Annotated in this window: 16 protein-coding genes; 9 read left to right on the forward strand and 7 right to left on the reverse strand. The window is 64.8% G+C overall.

Annotation, left to right across the window (positions count from 1 at the left end; genetic code table 11):
• Positions 1-50 precede the first annotated feature (50 nt).
• The 6 genes from NLR35_RS10575 to NLR35_RS10600 all read left to right on the forward strand — a co-directional run bounded on the left by NLR35_RS10575 (position 51) and on the right by NLR35_RS10600 (position 6,323).
• On the forward strand, positions 51-1,448 hold the full coding sequence (locus NLR35_RS10575) for an NAD(P)(+) transhydrogenase (Re/Si-specific) subunit beta (RefSeq protein ID WP_257166489.1): 1,398 nt from the start codon (positions 51-53) through the stop codon (positions 1,446-1,448).
• A 32-nt stretch (positions 1,449-1,480) separates the two neighbouring features.
• Entirely contained in the window at positions 1,481-2,281 is an 801-nt protein-coding gene (locus NLR35_RS10580) for an alpha/beta hydrolase (RefSeq protein ID WP_257166490.1), read from the forward strand.
• A 97-nt stretch (positions 2,282-2,378) separates the two neighbouring features.
• Positions 2,379-3,716, forward strand: coding sequence for a sodium:proton antiporter (locus tag NLR35_RS10585; RefSeq protein ID WP_257166491.1), 1,338 nt, complete (start codon positions 2,379-2,381; stop codon positions 3,714-3,716).
• 55 nt (positions 3,717-3,771) lie between these two features.
• On the forward strand, positions 3,772-4,869 hold the full coding sequence (locus tag NLR35_RS10590; RefSeq protein WP_257166492.1) for a calcium:proton antiporter: 1,098 nt from the start codon (positions 3,772-3,774) through the stop codon (positions 4,867-4,869).
• Between the two features lie 16 nt (positions 4,870-4,885).
• Positions 4,886-5,170: a cupin domain-containing protein gene (locus NLR35_RS10595; protein ID WP_257166493.1), complete on the forward strand. Its 285-nt coding sequence runs from the start codon at positions 4,886-4,888 to the stop codon at positions 5,168-5,170.
• A gap of 238 nt (positions 5,171-5,408) precedes the next feature.
• Positions 5,409-6,323, forward strand: coding sequence for a hypothetical protein (locus NLR35_RS10600; protein WP_257166494.1), 915 nt, complete (start codon positions 5,409-5,411; stop codon positions 6,321-6,323).
• A gap of 207 nt (positions 6,324-6,530) precedes the next feature.
• Here the strand turns inward: NLR35_RS10600 and rpsU are convergent, their stop codons facing one another.
• From rpsU to purE, 3 genes are all read right to left on the reverse strand, one after another.
• Entirely contained in the window at positions 6,531-6,833 is a 303-nt protein-coding gene (gene rpsU / locus NLR35_RS10605; RefSeq protein ID WP_009028248.1) for a 30S ribosomal protein S21, read from the reverse strand.
• Between the two features lie 166 nt (positions 6,834-6,999).
• On the reverse strand, positions 7,000-8,109 hold the full coding sequence (locus tag NLR35_RS10610; protein WP_257166495.1) for a 5-(carboxyamino)imidazole ribonucleotide synthase: 1,110 nt from the start codon (positions 8,107-8,109) through the stop codon (positions 7,000-7,002).
• Positions 8,106-8,594 (reverse strand): 5-(carboxyamino)imidazole ribonucleotide mutase, encoded by a 489-nt coding sequence (purE, locus tag NLR35_RS10615; RefSeq protein ID WP_257166496.1) that lies wholly within the window; start codon positions 8,592-8,594, stop codon positions 8,106-8,108. Before purE ends, NLR35_RS10610 begins: the two co-directional genes overlap by 4 nt.
• Positions 8,595-8,681: 87 nt before the next feature.
• On the opposite strand from purE, the gene NLR35_RS10620 reads away from it, so the two are divergent.
• The gene (locus NLR35_RS10620) at positions 8,682-9,437 is read left to right on the forward strand and encodes a GGDEF domain-containing protein (protein ID WP_257166497.1); all 756 of its coding nucleotides are present in this window, start codon (positions 8,682-8,684) and stop codon (positions 9,435-9,437) included.
• On the opposite strand, the gene NLR35_RS10625 is transcribed toward NLR35_RS10620, so the two are convergent.
• The 3 genes from NLR35_RS10625 to NLR35_RS10635 form a co-directional block, all read right to left on the reverse strand.
• Positions 9,434-9,685, reverse strand: coding sequence for a hypothetical protein (locus NLR35_RS10625; protein ID WP_257166498.1), 252 nt, complete (start codon positions 9,683-9,685; stop codon positions 9,434-9,436). The two genes, NLR35_RS10620 and NLR35_RS10625, sit on opposite strands and share 4 nt — an antisense overlap.
• Positions 9,686-9,753: 68 nt before the next feature.
• Positions 9,754-9,966, reverse strand: a complete 213-nt coding sequence (locus NLR35_RS10630) for a hypothetical protein (protein ID WP_257166499.1) — start codon at positions 9,964-9,966, stop codon at positions 9,754-9,756.
• Between the two features lie 147 nt (positions 9,967-10,113).
• Positions 10,114-10,320 carry a YdcH family protein gene (locus NLR35_RS10635; RefSeq protein WP_006612194.1) on the reverse strand — a complete coding sequence of 69 codons (207 nt, stop codon included), beginning with the start codon at positions 10,318-10,320 and terminating at the stop codon, positions 10,114-10,116.
• A 291-nt stretch (positions 10,321-10,611) separates the two neighbouring features.
• On the opposite strand from NLR35_RS10635, the gene NLR35_RS10640 reads away from it, so the two are divergent.
• On the forward strand, positions 10,612-10,797 hold the full coding sequence (locus NLR35_RS10640; RefSeq protein WP_006612193.1) for a YdcH family protein: 186 nt from the start codon (positions 10,612-10,614) through the stop codon (positions 10,795-10,797).
• Between the two features lie 197 nt (positions 10,798-10,994).
• Here NLR35_RS10640 and NLR35_RS10645 read toward each other — a convergent pair whose 3' ends face one another.
• Positions 10,995-12,098: an NAD(P)/FAD-dependent oxidoreductase gene (locus NLR35_RS10645; protein WP_257166500.1), complete on the reverse strand. Its 1,104-nt coding sequence runs from the start codon at positions 12,096-12,098 to the stop codon at positions 10,995-10,997.
• 212 nt (positions 12,099-12,310) lie between these two features.
• On the opposite strand from NLR35_RS10645, the gene NLR35_RS10650 reads away from it, so the two are divergent.
• Entirely contained in the window at positions 12,311-15,010 is a 2,700-nt protein-coding gene (locus NLR35_RS10650; protein ID WP_257166501.1) for an EAL domain-containing protein, read from the forward strand.
• Positions 15,011-15,066 lie beyond the last annotated feature (56 nt).

Raw genomic sequence — 15,066 nt, forward strand, 5'->3', positions numbered from 1 at the left:
CATAACAACGCCGCGCGACGCGGGATGACAGGCACAACGGGGCATCTGCAATGAACGCCAATCTGTCGGCACTCCTTTATCTCGTGGCGGGTGTGCTGTTCATCCTGTCGCTGCGCGGGCTGTCCAGCCCGGCCACCAGCCGGCAGGGCAATCTGTTCGGCATGATCGGCATGGGGATCGCGGTCCTGACCACGCTCGCCAGCCACCCGCCGGCGGATGCGGTGGCCTGGATCCTGGTGATCCTCGGCGTCGCGATCGGTGGCGGCATCGGCGCAGTCATCGCCCGCCGGGTGCCGATGACGGCGATGCCCGAACTCGTCGCCGCCTTCCATTCGCTGGTCGGCATGGCCGCGGTGCTGGTCGCCGCCGGCGCATTCTTCGCGCCCGAAGCCTTCGATATCGGCACGCCCGGCAACATCCATCCGCAGAGCCTGATCGAAATGTCGCTCGGCGTCGCCATCGGCGCGCTGACCTTCACCGGCTCCGTCATCGCCTTCCTCAAGCTGTCGGGACGGATGAGCGGCGCGCCGATCATGCTGCCCGCGCGCCATATCATCAACATCGCGCTGGCCCTGGCGCTGGTGTTCTTCGTCGTGCGGCTGGTGATGACCGGCGGCGGCTTCGACTTCTTCATGGTCACGATCCTGGCGCTGGCGCTCGGCGTGCTCATGATCATTCCGATCGGCGGCGCCGACATGCCGGTCGTGATCTCGATGCTGAATTCGTATTCGGGCTGGGCGGCGGCGGGCATCGGCTTCACCCTCGGCAACTCCGCGCTGATCATCACCGGAGCGCTGGTCGGCTCGTCCGGCGCGATCCTGTCCTACATCATGTGCCACGCGATGAACCGGTCCTTCATCTCGGTCATCCTCGGCGGCTTCGGCGGCGAGACCGCCTCGGCCGGCGCCGCGACCGGTGAGCAGAAGCCCGCCAAGCTCGGCTCGGCCGATGATGCGGCCTTCATCATGAAGAACGCCTCCAAGGTCATCATCGTGCCCGGCTACGGCATGGCGGTCGCGCAGGCCCAGCACGCGCTGCGCGAGATGGCCGACACCTTGAAGAAGGAAGGCGTCGAGGTGAAGTACGCCATTCACCCGGTCGCAGGCCGCATGCCCGGCCATATGAACGTGCTGCTCGCCGAAGCGAACGTGCCGTATGACGAGGTGTTCGAACTCGAGGACATCAACTCGGAATTCGCGCAAGCCGATGTTGCCTTCGTGATCGGCGCCAATGACGTCACCAACCCGGCGGCGGAAGAGGACAAGACCTCGCCGATCTACGGCATGCCCGTGCTGCAGGTGTGGAAGGCCGGCACCGTAATGTTCATCAAGCGCTCGCTCGCGTCGGGCTATGCCGGCATCGACAATCCGCTGTTCTACCGCGACAACACGATGATGCTGCTCGGCGACGCCAAGAAGATGACCGAGAACATCGTCAAGGGCATGTAGCTTGAGATCATCAGGAGCCATGAAGATCGCGTATGACGATCCTTAAATGGCTCCTGATCGTCCTGGCGGCCGTCTATGCCGCCGGTCTTGCTGTGCTGTTCGTGCGGCAGCGCGCCATGCTGTTTCCGATCCCGCCGGTCGGCCGCACCGCGCCGGCAGCCGCCGGTTTTCCGCAGGCTGAAGAGCATGTGTTGACGTCAGCCGACGGCGAAAAGGTCATCGCCTGGCACGTGACGGCGCAGCCCGGCCGCAAGGTGGTGCTGTATTTTCCAGGGAATGGCGACTTCCTTGCCGGCGTCGTCTCGCGCTTCAAGGCGCTCACCGCCGACGGCACGGGCCTCGTCGCGCTGTCCTATCGCGGCTATGCGGGGTCCACCGGCAGTCCCAGCGAGCAGGGCCTGCTTCAGGATGCCGCAGCCGCCTACGCATTCACCCGCGAGCGCTACAATGCCGAGCGTATCGTGGTGTGGGGCTTTTCACTCGGCAGCGGCGTAGCCACCGCGATCGCCGCGGAGCATCCGATCGCCAAGCTGATCCTGGAAGCGCCGTATACGTCGACGGTCGATGTCGCGTCCGAGATGCTGAAGGTGGTTCCGGTCAGTCTGCTGATGCGTGACAGTTTCCATTCCGATCGGCGCATCGCCAAGGTTCAGGTGCCGCTCCTGATTATGCATGGCGCAAAGGATCCGGCGATTTCGATCCAGTTCGGGGAACGATTGTTCGCGCTTGCGCATGACCCCAAGCGCTTCGTACGGTTTCCCGACGGCGGTCATAACGATCTGGATTTGTTTGGTGCGACAGCGACGGCAAAAGGCTTCATCGACGCTCCCTAGCTTTCTCCGCGTGAGCCGGCCTGCGCCGCTCGCCGCTATGCTGCTCTGTACAACTCTGCCGATCCAAGCCCACGCCGCGGAGCTGAACGGCGCGGCGATGACCTGGCCCTTCGCGCTGCCATTCGCCGGGCTGCTGCTCTCGATCGCGCTCGGTCCGCTGCTGTTTGCCGCCTTCTGGCATCACCATTACGGGAAAGTCGCCGCGGCCTGGGCATTGGTGACGCTGGCAGCCCTGACGTGGCAGTTCGGACCGGGGAGCGCGCTGGTCGCATTCGTCCACGCGCTGCTCGCCGAATATCTCAGCTTCATCGTGCTGCTGTTCGCGCTCTACACGGTCGCCGGCGGCATTTTGGTGACAGGCACGATCAGAGGGACGCCCGCCACCAACACGGCCATCCTGGCGCTCGGCACGATCATCGCAAGCGTCGTCGGCACCACGGGCGCGGCGATGATCCTGGTGCGGCCCCTGATCCGCGCCAATCTCGACCGGCCGCACAATGTGCATGTGCTGGTGTTCTTCATCATCCTCGCCGCCAATGTCGGGGGGGCCCTGAGCCCGCTCGGCGATCCGCCGCTGTTCGTGGGATTCCTGCGTGGCGTCGACTTCTTCTGGACCACGCGCAATATCTGGCTACAGACCGCGATCGTCGCCGGATTGCTGCTCGTGATCTTCGCTGCCATCGACTGGTGGCGCTTCCGTCAGGAAAAGTCGGCGCTGCAGGCGTCCGGCACGACAGAGCCGGTGCGCGTTCGCGGCCTCATCAATGTCGTGCTGATCGCGGCGATCGTCACCAACACGCTGATTTCCGCAAACTGGAAGCCGGGCATTTCCTTCGATGTCGTGGGCACGCATGTCGAGCTGCAGAACCTGGTTCGTGATGGCGTTCTCCTGGTGATCGCCGGACTTTCACTGTGGCTGACGCCGGACGAGCACCGCGAGGCCAATGGCTTCAATTGGGAGCCGATCCGCGAGGTCGCCAAGCTGTTCGCGGCGATCTTCACCGCGATCGTCCCGGTCATCGCCATGCTGAACGCCGGCCACGAGGGCTCGTTCGGCTGGCTGCTGAATGCGGTGACGACGCCGTCCGGCGCGCCGCGCGAGGTCGCCTATTTCTGGTTCACCGGGCTGATGTCGGCCTTCCTCGACAATGCGCCGACTTACCTGCTGTTCTTCGAGCTCGCCGGCGGCGACCCGAAGGTGCTGATGAGCCAGCTCTCGGGAACGCTGGCCGCGATCTCCATGGGCGCCGTCTACATGGGCGCGTTGACCTATATCGGCAATGCGCCGAACTTCATGGTGGCGGCGATCGCCAACGAGCGCGGCATCCGGATGCCGAGCTTCTTCGGTTACATGCTGCGGGCCGCCGCCGTCCTGATCCCGCTGTTCCTGCTGCTGACGGTGCTGCCGATCCATCCGCTGCTCAGCCAGAACTGATGACCATCGGCGCGCCATCGCGCATAGTCCGCGACAGGATCGAGGAGCGCGAATCATGAGCGTGCAGGGCGCGACGCCGGCATCATCGGTGATCTTTCCCGGACTGGCGGTGGCGCTGGTCGTGGCCGTCACGCTGACACACTATGATTTCACGCCCTCCGCAGCCGGCCTCGTGTTCGCCGCGGTGCTTCTGATCATCCTGTTCGGAACGGTGTTCGCAGCCGTGCATCACGCCGAGGTCATTGCCCATGAGATCGGCGAGCCGTTCGGAACGCTGCTCCTGACATTGGCCGTCACGATCATCGAGGTGGCCTTGATCGCCACCATCATGCTCGGCGACAAGTCCGCGCCTGCGCTGGCGCGCGACACCGTCTTTGCCGTCGTGATGATCGTCTGCAACGGGCTGGTCGGCATCTGCGTCTTCATCGGCGGCTTGCGCTATCGCGAGCAGGATGTCCTCGTCTCCGGCGCCAATCTGTATCTCAGCGTGCTGTTCACGATGGCGACGATCACGCTGGTACTGCCGAACTATACGCTCACCGCGCCAGGCCCGGTGTATTCGGCGGCGCAGCTGGCCTTTGTCAGCGTCGTGACCATCCTGCTCTATGCGGTGTTTCTGTACACGCAGACCACGCGCCACCGGGATTATTTCGTCGGCAGCTCGACCGGCTTCACCGATGACGACAGCCGGCTTCCACGGAGCAAGCTCATGCTGAGCGTCGGGCTGCTGCTGCTGGCGCTGCTCGCGGTCGTGCTGCTCGCCAAGAAGTTCTCGCTGGTGGTCGATGCCGGCGTTGCCGCCACCGGTTCGCCGCCCGCCGTCGCCGGCGTGCTCGTGGCGCTGCTGATCCTGCTGCCGGAGAGCGTCGCCGCCATCTCGGCCGCCCGCGCCAATGATCTGCAGAAGAGCATCAACCTGGCGCTCGGCTCCTCCCTCGCCACCATCGGCCTGACCATCCCGGCCGTGGCGGTCGCCGCCTATGCGCTCGACAAGCAGCTCGTGCTCGGCCTGGACGCCCAGGGCATGGTGCTGCTGGTCCTGACCTTCGTCCTGAGCATGCTGACCTTCGGCACCGGCAGGACGAACATTCTGTTCGGGCTGGTGCACATGGTCGTGTTCGCGATATTCCTCTTCCTGCTCTTCGTGCCCTGATCGTCAGAGAGATCCCATGCTCACCGCCCAGTCCGATGTCCAGGTCGATACGCCCGAGGTCCGCGTCACCGAATGGCGGCTGGCGCCGGGCAGCGCGACGGGACGCCACGTCCATGGGATGGATTACGTGATCGTTCCCGTCACCGCGGGGGAGATGACGATCGTGGCGCCGTCGGGGGAGCGCTCGAAAGCGCAGCTCGCGGTCGGGAAATCTTATTTCCGCAAAGCCGGCGTCGAACACGATGTGCTGAACGAGACCGGTTCCGAGATCGTTTTCCTCGAGGTTGAGCTCAAGCCCTAACCATTTGTTTACCGGCATGCCGCTGATTGTGGTATCTTGAGCCGGTGATCCGGAGAGCTGCGGTCGCGTCCGAACGGTCTCGGATTGCAGCTCGGCTCCGGTCTCAAAGGCTTTCAGGAAAACGACTTTTCGCGGTTCGTCCGTGCTCGCTTGGCGTGGATACGGGCTGCGGAGAGTGGGGAATGGTCCCTTAATTGTGCCTCAAAGTTCCCGCAAATACCGCGCGGGAGTGGTCAGCATGCTGAAATATCTCACGAAGTTTGCTCTGGAGATCATCCCGTCGGTGCTCGCCACCATCATCGGGGCTTACATCGTCAACCACTACATCAATACCAAGCCCGATGCGCCGCCTTCGACCGTGGCCTCCGTGGCGTCGGCTGCCTATGCCAAGCTGACCGGCTCCAGGGCAGATGCGCACAAGGGCGATGTGCCCAAATCGGCTGACAAGTCCGCAGACAAGTCTGCTGATGGCGCAAAGCCCGATGCCAAGCCGGCCGAGACCTCCGCCGCGCTGTCCACGGCTCCCGTGCCTGGGATCAAGGCCAAGGGCGTGTCCGAGAAGTCGCTGACCGACAAGGCCGCCGAGAAGTCGGTCGAGGTGAAGCCGACGGAGACGGCGAGCCTCCCGACCGAGACGCCGGCGCCACGCCATACGACGTCGCCTCGCGAAAAGCTGATTGCGCGGGGCACGCCCGCCGAGACGCCGGCCGCTCAGCCGGAGGAGCGCCGGGATGCGGCTGATCTTGCGCGCGCTGCGATCGAGCGGCTGCGGGCGAGCGAGGGCGCTGGAAAGGGATCGACTGAGAAGGCAGCTGCAGAGAAGCCCGCCAACGATGCTGGCCGTGACACCTCGCGTGTCGTCACCGCCGCACCGCAGGTGTCGCCGGTTCGCCCGCTGCCGCCGCCTGTGACGGTCTCGGCCCCGCCGGCGGAGCAGGGCTTTGTGATGCCGTCGGCGCCGAACCCGGCCTATACGGGATCGGTGCAGGCCGATGGTCGGCCCACGCCGCCTGCTGAGATTCCGGCGCAGCAGTTGCGTCCGCTCGATCTGCGTGTTGAGAAGGATCCGTCGATCAAGGACCAGATGTCGACCGTGGCGCAGGACATGATGTCCGCGGCCAAGTCGGTGTTCCATTCGGTGCTGCCGAAGTAATCGGCGACATCCAGCCGTGAACTGATCCGCGACGCGGTAGACCATCCGGTCTGCCGCTTTTCTTTGGCCGGCAGCTCCGCATCGAGCCCGGCGCGACAGCGCCTGCCGAACGGCTCATGTCGGCCGTGTCGCCGATCAGCAGGCGGCCAAAAACAAAAGCGCGAGCCCAGGGCCCGCGCTTTCAATTCAGCAGATGATTTTGATGGATCAGCGCGGCGCGCCAGGGCGCGGGCCTGCACCCGGACCACGGCCTGCGCCGCGGTCGCCACCAGCGCCGGCACCGAACACCGGCTTCGGCTTCATCGGCAGCAGGCCTTCGCGCTGCAGCTTCTTGCGGGCCAGCTTGCGCGCGCGGCGCACGGCTTCGGCCTTCTCGCGGGCTTTCTTCTCAGAGGGCTTCTCGTAATGGCCGCGGAGCTTCATCTCGCGGAAAATGCCCTCGCGCTGCATCTTCTTCTTGAGCGCCTTGAGGGCTTGATCGACATTGTTATCGCGAACGAGAACCTGCACGCGGCATCCTCTTTCTCAGTCTATCGGTTTGAAATCTGGTGAAGCCAGGGCTGGCAAATGGCCGCGCCCTTAACCTTGAGCGCGCCCATGTATCAGAGGAGTCCCCTGCTGTCCACCCGCTGGCGGGCTCATGAGGACAAGTTTAACGCGCAGGAGGCGGTTTATTTCAGCCCTGCCGAGGGGGAAGGGGGGAGACCTGAGTGACGTGCCCCATCTTGCGGCCGGGGCGGGCGGCCCCTTTGCCGTACAGGTGGACGGTGGCGCCGGGAACCGTCAGCCATTGCTCATAGGTGTCGATCTCGTCGCCGATCAGGTTGGTCATCGTCACGTGACCGTGCCGCAGCGGCTTGCCCAGCGGCCAGCCGGCAATCGCCCGGATGTGCTGCTCGAACTGGGAGATGGAGGCGCCATCGAGCGTCCAATGGCCGGAATTATGCACCCGGGGCGCGATTTCGTTGACCAGCACGCCCGGATTAGGGCCGCCGGTGACGACGAACATCTCGACGGCGAGCACGCCGACATAATCCAGCGCCGTGGCGATCCGGCTGGCGATGTCGCGGGCTTCATCAGCGAGCGCATCGGGAATGCCGGCCGGGGCGCGTGAAATCTTCAGGATGTGGTCGCGGTGCTCGTTCTCGGTCACGTCGAAGCACTCGACCTGGCCATCGGCGGCGCGCGCTGCGACGACCGAGATCTCGCGCTCGAACGGCACGAAAGCTTCCAGAATCGCCGATTTGGTGCCGAGCTCGGCCCAGATCCGCTCGAGGTCGTCGCCCTGGCGAATCTTGACCTGGCCCTTGCCGTCATAGCCGAACCGCCGCGTCTTCAGCACGGCCGGCAGGCCCAGCCGGAACGCCGCCTCGCGCAGCGTCGCGAGCGAGGAGACGTCGGCATAGTTCGCGGTGCGGATGCCGAGCGAGGTGACGAAATCCTTCTCGATCAGCCGGTCCTGGGTCGTCTCCAGCGCGGAGCGGCTCGGCAGCACCGGGCGGCGCGCCGCGAGCACCATGGCGGCCGCGGACGGGACATTCTCGAACTCGTAGGTGACGACATCGACGTCGTTGGCGAACAGCTCCAGCGCCTCCACGTCGGCATATTCGGCGCAGGTGGCGTTCAGGACCACGTCGAAGGCCGGCGAGTCCGGGTCCGGCGAGAACACCTGGCAGCGCAGGCCGAGCCGCGCCGCAGCCAGCGCCAACATGCGTCCGAGCTGGCCGCCGCCGAGAATGCCGATGGTGTCGCCGGGCTTCAGCTTCACCTGCTTGGAGCCGGTCACGCCGCGCCCTCCGGACGTTCGGCGATCGCATTGGTCTGGGCCTGACGCCAGGCCGACAGCCGGTCGGCCAGAGCGCTATCCGTCAAAGCCAGGACGCTCGCCGCCAGCAGGGCGGCATTGATCGCGCCCGCTTTGCCGATCGCGAGCGTGCCGACCGGGATACCGGCAGGCATCTGCACGATCGAGTAGAGCGAATCGACCCCGGACAACGCCTTGGACGTAACGGGAACGCCGAACACGGGCAGCTCCGTCAACGACGCGGTCATTCCTGGCAAATGGGCAGCCCCGCCCGCGCCGGCGATCACCACCTTGAAGCCGGCGGCCTTGGCGCCCTTGGCAAACGCGTACAGCCGGTCGGGCGTGCGGTGCGCCGAGACGATGCGGGCGTCATAGCTCACGCCGAGCGCGCCGAGTGTCTCGGCGGCATGGCGCATGGTATCCCAGTCCGACTGGCTTCCCATGATGATGGCGATCGGGGCGGTCATGACCTCAATTCTTCTCGGGAATCCATCAGCATGGGCCGGAGTATAGGATCGGTCCCGACAGCGGCAAGCCATGGCATGGAGGTCCGAATGGACTATCCTGTCTTGGTTAAACCCGGCAAGTCCAAACCGTGGCGAGTCAGGTCCAGGATGAAAAAGAAGCGTATCAAGAAGGTTGGACCGGTCGCGAAACGCGGACCTCGATACCGTCGCAAGGCTTCGTCCCGCGCCCGCGCGCCAGGCACCGCCGCCGCACCGGCGGGCGCCCGCCAGACCATCCGCCGCCTCAAGGCCGAGTTGGCCGCGGCTGAGGCGCGCATCGAGGAACTCACGGCCACCGCCGAGCGCGACTTCCTGCTCGACATCTTCAACCGCCGCGGCTTCGCCCGGGAGCTGCATCGCTCGATCGCGTTCATCAAGCGCTACGATGCGACCGGCGCCCTGGTCGTGCTGGATGTCGATCGCCTCAAGCCGATCAACGACACGTTCGGTCATGCCGCGGGTGATGAGGTTCTGAAGGCTGTCGCGCGCGTCTTGAGCGAACAGGTTCGCTCGTCCGACGTGATCGGGCGGCTCGGCGGCGACGAGTTCGGCGTGTTGCTGTGGCATCTCAGCGAGACGGACGCGCGCGCCAAGGCGGCCGCACTGGAAGAAGCGATCGACGGACTGAGTTTCACCTTCGGCGGCCAGACGGTCCGGGCAGGGGCCTCCGCCGGCGTCGCCCTGCTGGACAAGCGCGTCAACCCGGTGCGTGCGCTCGAGGAAGCCGATCGCGCGATGTACATCCGCAAGGCGCAGCGAAGACACGAAATCCCGGCCAGCGTCGGCATTTCGCGTTTTGATTAGAGCTCGCCGAGGTCGTCGGGCAGCTCGCCGAATGTGTGCAGCAGCCGCGCATCGCTGAACTCGCCCATCAATGGATCGCCGCTGCGACTGAAGGCGATGGCGCCGATATTGTCCGGTAAGCGCGACATCGCTTCGGCGCGGCGCAGGGCTGCCGTCGAACTCTGGCACTCCTCCGCATTGCCCGCGATCACGGCGCCCTGTTCGTCTCGCCTGAACGGCATGGCGACGTAGTAGGTCACGTCAGGCATGGCATCATCCTCCTGGTGCTCCTCGAAACTCCAAGCAGATGCGGCAACGATCTCCGTTGCGGCGCGGCTCAGGCCGCGCTGCTCTGTGCCTCATCAGAAGCCGTGTTCGGCATGCAGCCACAGGCGATGGCCGCACGCAGCTCCAGCAGTTCCAGCTCGAGATATTCGTTGGCCATGATCAGGGCCTTGATCGTCGAGCGCAGATTGCCGTCGCACATCGCGATGGCCTGATCACAGGCCTGTTCGTAGAGGCGGTCTTGCGGAGAGAACGAGGCGGGCATCGAACCATCCTTGGGGCTGGCAGGACCTGTACGGTCGGGGAGCGAGGATGGCGGGATTGTTCCTGTTTTGTTCGATTGTGTCAAGACGACTTTGGGAGGCTTCCCCAATCAGTCGGCGACATAGGACACGATCGCTGACGCTTCGCGTCAGGCGATGATGTCAGGCGTAATCTGGTCTTCGATGAAGGCGATCCGGTCGCGCAGCATGAGCTTCCGCTTCTTCAGCCGTTGCAGCCGCAACAAATCCGGCGCGGGCGACAGATGCAAGGCATCGATCGCTGCGTCGAGGTCGCGGTGCTCCTGCTGCAGGCGCGCGAGTTCGGCCTGCAGTTCGCGCTCGTCTTGGTCAGCCATGATCTATGATAGCAAAAAAGCGGAAGGAAGTGGGAAGCCCTGCGAAAGGCGGGAGCGAATATTGCGCTTGCGAAGCTGATAAGCAAGCCGCGAGCCCGATGATCTCTGCAGCTGTCCCGTGAATTTCAGGTTGGCGCGCCCTCAAGAATCGTCCGCATCCGCTCACGCTTCGTTACGCACGGCGCTCAAATCTGCATGTGCGGTCTTTTGGCCCCATCGACAGGTCAAGCGACTTGTGTACACTCCAAGGCCCTGGTCGAATCTCAGGTTCACCTACCAAGGAGGTTTCGAATGGCCATTCAGGCGCATCTCGTTGAACTGGAGCGTAAGCATAAAGTTCTTGAAAACGAATTGCATGAAGCTCTCGTGCATCCGTCAACAGACGATCTGCGCATTGCCGAACTGAAGCGGCGTAAACTGATGGTGAAGGATGAGATCGAGCGCTTGAGACAGGTGACCACCGAAACGCTTCACTGACTTGTGACTACGATCCACGGGACTTCCAATCGCAAGACCCGTGCATGCTAAGACCGTGCGTACTGGGATGGTGATCACGCCATCCCAGGCGCAACATTCGGATGACTCGGCGAATACCTCCAAATCCGGTCTGCCTGAGACATCCAGCGCGCTCCATCTCTGTTGGAAGCGCACGTATCCTGATAAGTTGCGGTTTGTCAGCTCGCTGCGAGTTCACCGACATCAGCGGCAATCGCCAGCGATGACGTTAGCCCAGGCGATTCAATTCCGAACAGATTGATCAATCCAGTCACGCCGTGCTCGCGCGGTCCCTGGATGACGAAGTCCTGCGATGCCACCGCGGGCGGTACGATCTTCGGCCGGATGCCGGAGTAGCTCGGCATCAGCGCACCATCGGGCAGTGTCGGCCAATATCTGCGGATCGCCGGATAAAAGCGGTCGGCGCGAGCGGGGTCGACCGCGTAGTCGATCCTGTCAATCCACTCGACATCGGGACCGAAGCGGGCCTGGCCTGCCATGTCGAGCGTGAGGTGGACGCCGAGCCCGCCGGGCTCCGGGACCGGATAGATCAGCCGGCTGAACGGTGCCTTGGCGCTGCAGCTGAAGTAGTTGCCCTTGGCCAGATAGGCTGTCGGCACCAAGTCCGGCGGCATGCCCTCGACCAGGCGGGCGACCGCCGGCGCATTGAGGCCGGCTGCGTTGACGAGCAACTGGCAGGACAGCGTCATCGGCTGTTCGCCGCCGGCATCGAGCTCGATCGCGCCGTTGACCGCCTTGGCGCGCAGCAGCGGGGTGTGGAAGGCGAAGGCGCCGCCGGCATCCTCGATCTCGCCGCGCAGCGACAGCATGAAAGCGTGGCTGTCCAGGATTCCGGTCGAGGGCGACAGCAGGGCGGCTTCGCAGGCCAGCGCCGGCTCCATGCCTTTCGCCTCGGAGCCTGTCAGAAGCCGCATGCCCTCGACGCCGTTCGCCTCGGCATGAGCGCGGATGCCCTGCAGCTTCTCGGTCTCGGCCGGGCTGGTGGCCACGATCAGCTTGCCGCAATTGCGATAGGGAACACCATGCTCGTCGCAATAGCGGTACAGCATGCGCTTGCCGCTGACGCAGAAGCGGGCCATCAGGCTGCCGGCTTTGTAATAGATGCCGGCATGGATCACTTCGCTGTTGCGAGATGAGGTGACGGTGCCGATGTCCTCCGCCGCTTCCAGCACGATGACCTCGCGCCCCGCTTTGGCCAGCTGGCGGCCGATGGCAAGTCCCACCACGCCCGCACCGACGACGACGCAATCAACCTTTTCCATACCTGTTCCTGAAACAATCCCGAGAGGTCACGGCTCTCTGCAATCGGCGGTGGGCGGAGCCTTCATGCCAAGCACGCCGCTGCTTAGCAAACCATTCATCATAGAAGGTCATCGCCCGAATTTGCTTCGTCTTTTTCGAAGTTTGTGGAAACCGTTTACCCGATCCCAACCGGTCGAGCCAGAGAATGCCATCCGGATACCGCGGGTGATTGATGGCTGGCAAGTTTTGGCAGGCGAGCGACCGAAACGCGTTTCCGGCGCGTGTCGTTGCGGCCTCGGTGGCCGCCATGACGGCCGGGACGCCGGCGTGCGCCTGGGCTGCCTCGCCCGGTTTTTCGCCCTCCTTCTATTTCGGCAGCGTCGACCCCGACGTGCTCTGGAAGGTGCTGATCGGCGGCATCGTCGTTTGCGCGTTTCTCGCCTCCGTCGTGATCTGGATCCATCAGGCCCTGCGGCGCGCCAAGCGCGCGCAGCTGCGCCGGAACGCCTTCATCAGCTCCGCCCTCAACAATCTCAGCCAGGGCCTGATGCTCACCGACGCCGCCAACCGCGTCGTGTTCTACAATCACCGCTTCCTCGAGATCTACGGCATGAGCCGGGCCGACATTCCCGCCGGCTGCACGGGGCGCGACCTGCTCGAACTGCGGCGCCAGCGCGGCCTGCTCACGATGTCGGTGGAAGACTATGCGCGCCAGGCGCGCGAGCCCGAGGGCTGCCTGACCGAGCTGCCCGGCGGGCGAGCGGTGCGCGCCAAGATGTTCCGCCTGCCGAACGGCGGGTCGATCGGCATCCATGAGGATTGCACGGTGCAGCGCAAGCTCGAGGACGAGCTGGCCTCGACCAAGCAGTTCCTGGAATCGGTGCTGAACCATGTTCCGGTCTGCGTCGCCGCCAAGACCATCGAGGACGGCCGCTACGTGTTCGCCAACCGCGCGTTCGAGGAGTTCTCACGCATTCCGCGCGAGCGCATCGTCGGCAACCTCGCGCGCGATCTGTTCTCCGCCGAGACGGCTGCCAACATCGAGGCGGCCGACCGTGCGGCGACGCTCGCCCCCGGCACGTCTCATCGCAGCGAGCTGGTCATCCAGCGCGGCCGCAAGCAGCTCATCCTGGATTCCAACCGCGTCGTGGTGTGCAACGACAGCGGCAAGCCGCAATTCCTCATCTCGGTGTTCGACGATGCCACCAAGCGCCGCTCGCTGGGGCTCGAGCTGGAGACCACCAAGAAGTTTCTGGAGCTCATCGTCGACAACATCCCGGTGTCGCTGATCGTCGAGAGCGTCAACGACGGCCGCTATCTGCTCGCCAACCGCAGCGCCGAGATCATCCTCAACCGCAAGCGCGAGGAGGCGACCGGCCTGACTGCGGCGGACATCTTCAATCCGCGCGAGGCCCGGCTGATCGTCGCGCGCGACGAGGCGGCGATCAAGAAGCGCAGCCTGATGACCGAGGAGCATCCGATCTCGACCAAGGACGGCCTGCGCCTGTTCCTGACCCGGCGGGTGACGGTGCTCGGCGATAGCGGCGAGCCGCAATATCTGATCAAGACCTATGAGGACGTGACCGACCGGCGCCAGACCGAATCGCGGATGGCGCACATGGCCTATCATGACGGCCTGACCGACCTGCCGAACCGCGCCGCCTTCCTGCAGGCGCTGAGCCAGATGATCGAGGCGTGCCGGGACTCCGACGAGGAATTCGCTGTCCTGAACGTCGACCTCAAGGCCCTGAAGGACGTCAACGACGTGTTCGGCCATGCCGTCGGCGACAAGCTCCTGATCGAGGTCGCCCGGCGCGTTCATGCCGTCGCCCGCGGCGGCGTCGTCGCGCGCCTGTCCGGCGACGAGTTCGGATTGATCATCGACGGCAAGCAGCCGGAGGCGGGCAGGGCGCTCGCCGAACAGCTGGCCGCGGCGATTGCCGTCGAATTCCAGATCGACGGCAAGTCGATCCGCACCGCGCTGACCACCGGCATCTCGGTATTCCCGCACAATGGCTCGGATCCGGCGTCGCTGCTCGCCAATGCCGGCGCCGCGCTGTTTCGCGCCAAGGCCAAGGCCCGCGGCAGCATTACCTTCTACGAGCCCGAGATGGACCAGCAGATCCGCGATCGCCGCGTTCTGCACCAGGAGCTCTCGGTCGCGATCAAGAATGGCGAGCTGTCGCTGTACTTCCAGCCGCAGGCGAGTTCGGGCCGCACCGTCGATGCCAGCGAGATCATCGGCTTCGAGGCGCTGGCGCGCTGGCAGCATCCGGTCCGCGGCTTCGTGCCCCCCAGCGACTTCATTCCGCTCGCCGAGGAGAGCGGCCTCATCGTCGAGATGGGCGAGTGGATCCTGCGCGAAGCCTGCCGCGAGGCGGCGTCGTGGCCGAAGCCGCTGCAGGTTGCGGTCAACCTGTCGCCGGCGCAATTCGTCCATGGCGACCTGGTCGCGCTGGTGCATTCGATCCTGCTGGAGACGGGACTCTCTCCCGGACGGCTCGAGCTCGAGATCACCGAGGGCGTGCTGATCGAGGATTTCGATCGCGGCGTTTCGCTGTTGCGGCGATTGAAGGCGCTCGGCGTCCGCGTCTCGATGGACGATTTCGGCAGCGGCTACTCGTCGCTCAGCTATCTGCAGGCGTTCCCGTTCGACAAGATCAAGATCGACCGCGCCTTCGTCATGAATCTCGGCCGCAACCCGCAATCGGCCGCGATCATTCGTGCGGTGATCGGTCTCGGCCACGGCATGAACATGTCGATCGTGGCCGAAGGCGTCGAGACGCCGGAGCAGCTCGGCTTCCTCGCCGAGCAGGGCTGCGACTCCGTTCAGGGCTATCTGCTCGGCAAGCCCTTGCCGATCGGCAAATATGACGGCGTCGTGGGTCGCGCGCATGACGAGGACGTCGCGACCGTGCGCAAGACCGGCTGACCGCAACACGTCTCACCGTAGGATTGCGGTCAGAGGCCGCCGCGCAACAGCGCGAA

The sequence above is a fragment of the Bradyrhizobium sp. SRS-191 genome (assembly GCF_024586915.1).
Classification (GTDB): domain Bacteria; phylum Pseudomonadota; class Alphaproteobacteria; order Rhizobiales; family Xanthobacteraceae; genus Bradyrhizobium.

Excerpts from the sequence above, each read along its gene's own strand:
- NLR35_RS10575 (WP_257166489.1), top strand. The coding sequence starts at position 51 with ATGAACGCCAATCTGTCGGCACTCCTTTATCTCGTGGCGGGTGTGCTG.
- NLR35_RS10580 (WP_257166490.1), top strand. The coding sequence starts at position 1,481 with ATGACGATCCTTAAATGGCTCCTGATCGTCCTGGCGGCCGTCTATGCC.
- NLR35_RS10585 (WP_257166491.1), top strand. The coding sequence starts at position 2,379 with ATGACCTGGCCCTTCGCGCTGCCATTCGCCGGGCTGCTGCTCTCGATC.
- NLR35_RS10590 (WP_257166492.1), top strand. The coding sequence starts at position 3,772 with ATGAGCGTGCAGGGCGCGACGCCGGCATCATCGGTGATCTTTCCCGGA.
- NLR35_RS10595 (WP_257166493.1), top strand. The coding sequence starts at position 4,886 with ATGCTCACCGCCCAGTCCGATGTCCAGGTCGATACGCCCGAGGTCCGC.
- NLR35_RS10600 (WP_257166494.1), top strand. The coding sequence starts at position 5,409 with ATGCTGAAATATCTCACGAAGTTTGCTCTGGAGATCATCCCGTCGGTG.
- purE (WP_257166496.1), bottom strand. The coding sequence starts at position 8,594 with ATGACCGCCCCGATCGCCATCATCATGGGAAGCCAGTCGGACTGGGAT.
- NLR35_RS10620 (WP_257166497.1), top strand. The coding sequence starts at position 8,682 with ATGGACTATCCTGTCTTGGTTAAACCCGGCAAGTCCAAACCGTGGCGA.
- NLR35_RS10625 (WP_257166498.1), bottom strand. The coding sequence starts at position 9,685 with ATGCCTGACGTGACCTACTACGTCGCCATGCCGTTCAGGCGAGACGAA.
- NLR35_RS10630 (WP_257166499.1), bottom strand. The coding sequence starts at position 9,966 with ATGCCCGCCTCGTTCTCTCCGCAAGACCGCCTCTACGAACAGGCCTGT.
- NLR35_RS10635 (WP_006612194.1), bottom strand. The coding sequence starts at position 10,320 with ATGGCTGACCAAGACGAGCGCGAACTGCAGGCCGAACTCGCGCGCCTG.
- NLR35_RS10640 (WP_006612193.1), top strand. The coding sequence starts at position 10,612 with ATGGCCATTCAGGCGCATCTCGTTGAACTGGAGCGTAAGCATAAAGTT.
- NLR35_RS10645 (WP_257166500.1), bottom strand. The coding sequence starts at position 12,098 with ATGGAAAAGGTTGATTGCGTCGTCGTCGGTGCGGGCGTGGTGGGACTT.
- NLR35_RS10650 (WP_257166501.1), top strand. The coding sequence starts at position 12,311 with ATGGCTGGCAAGTTTTGGCAGGCGAGCGACCGAAACGCGTTTCCGGCG.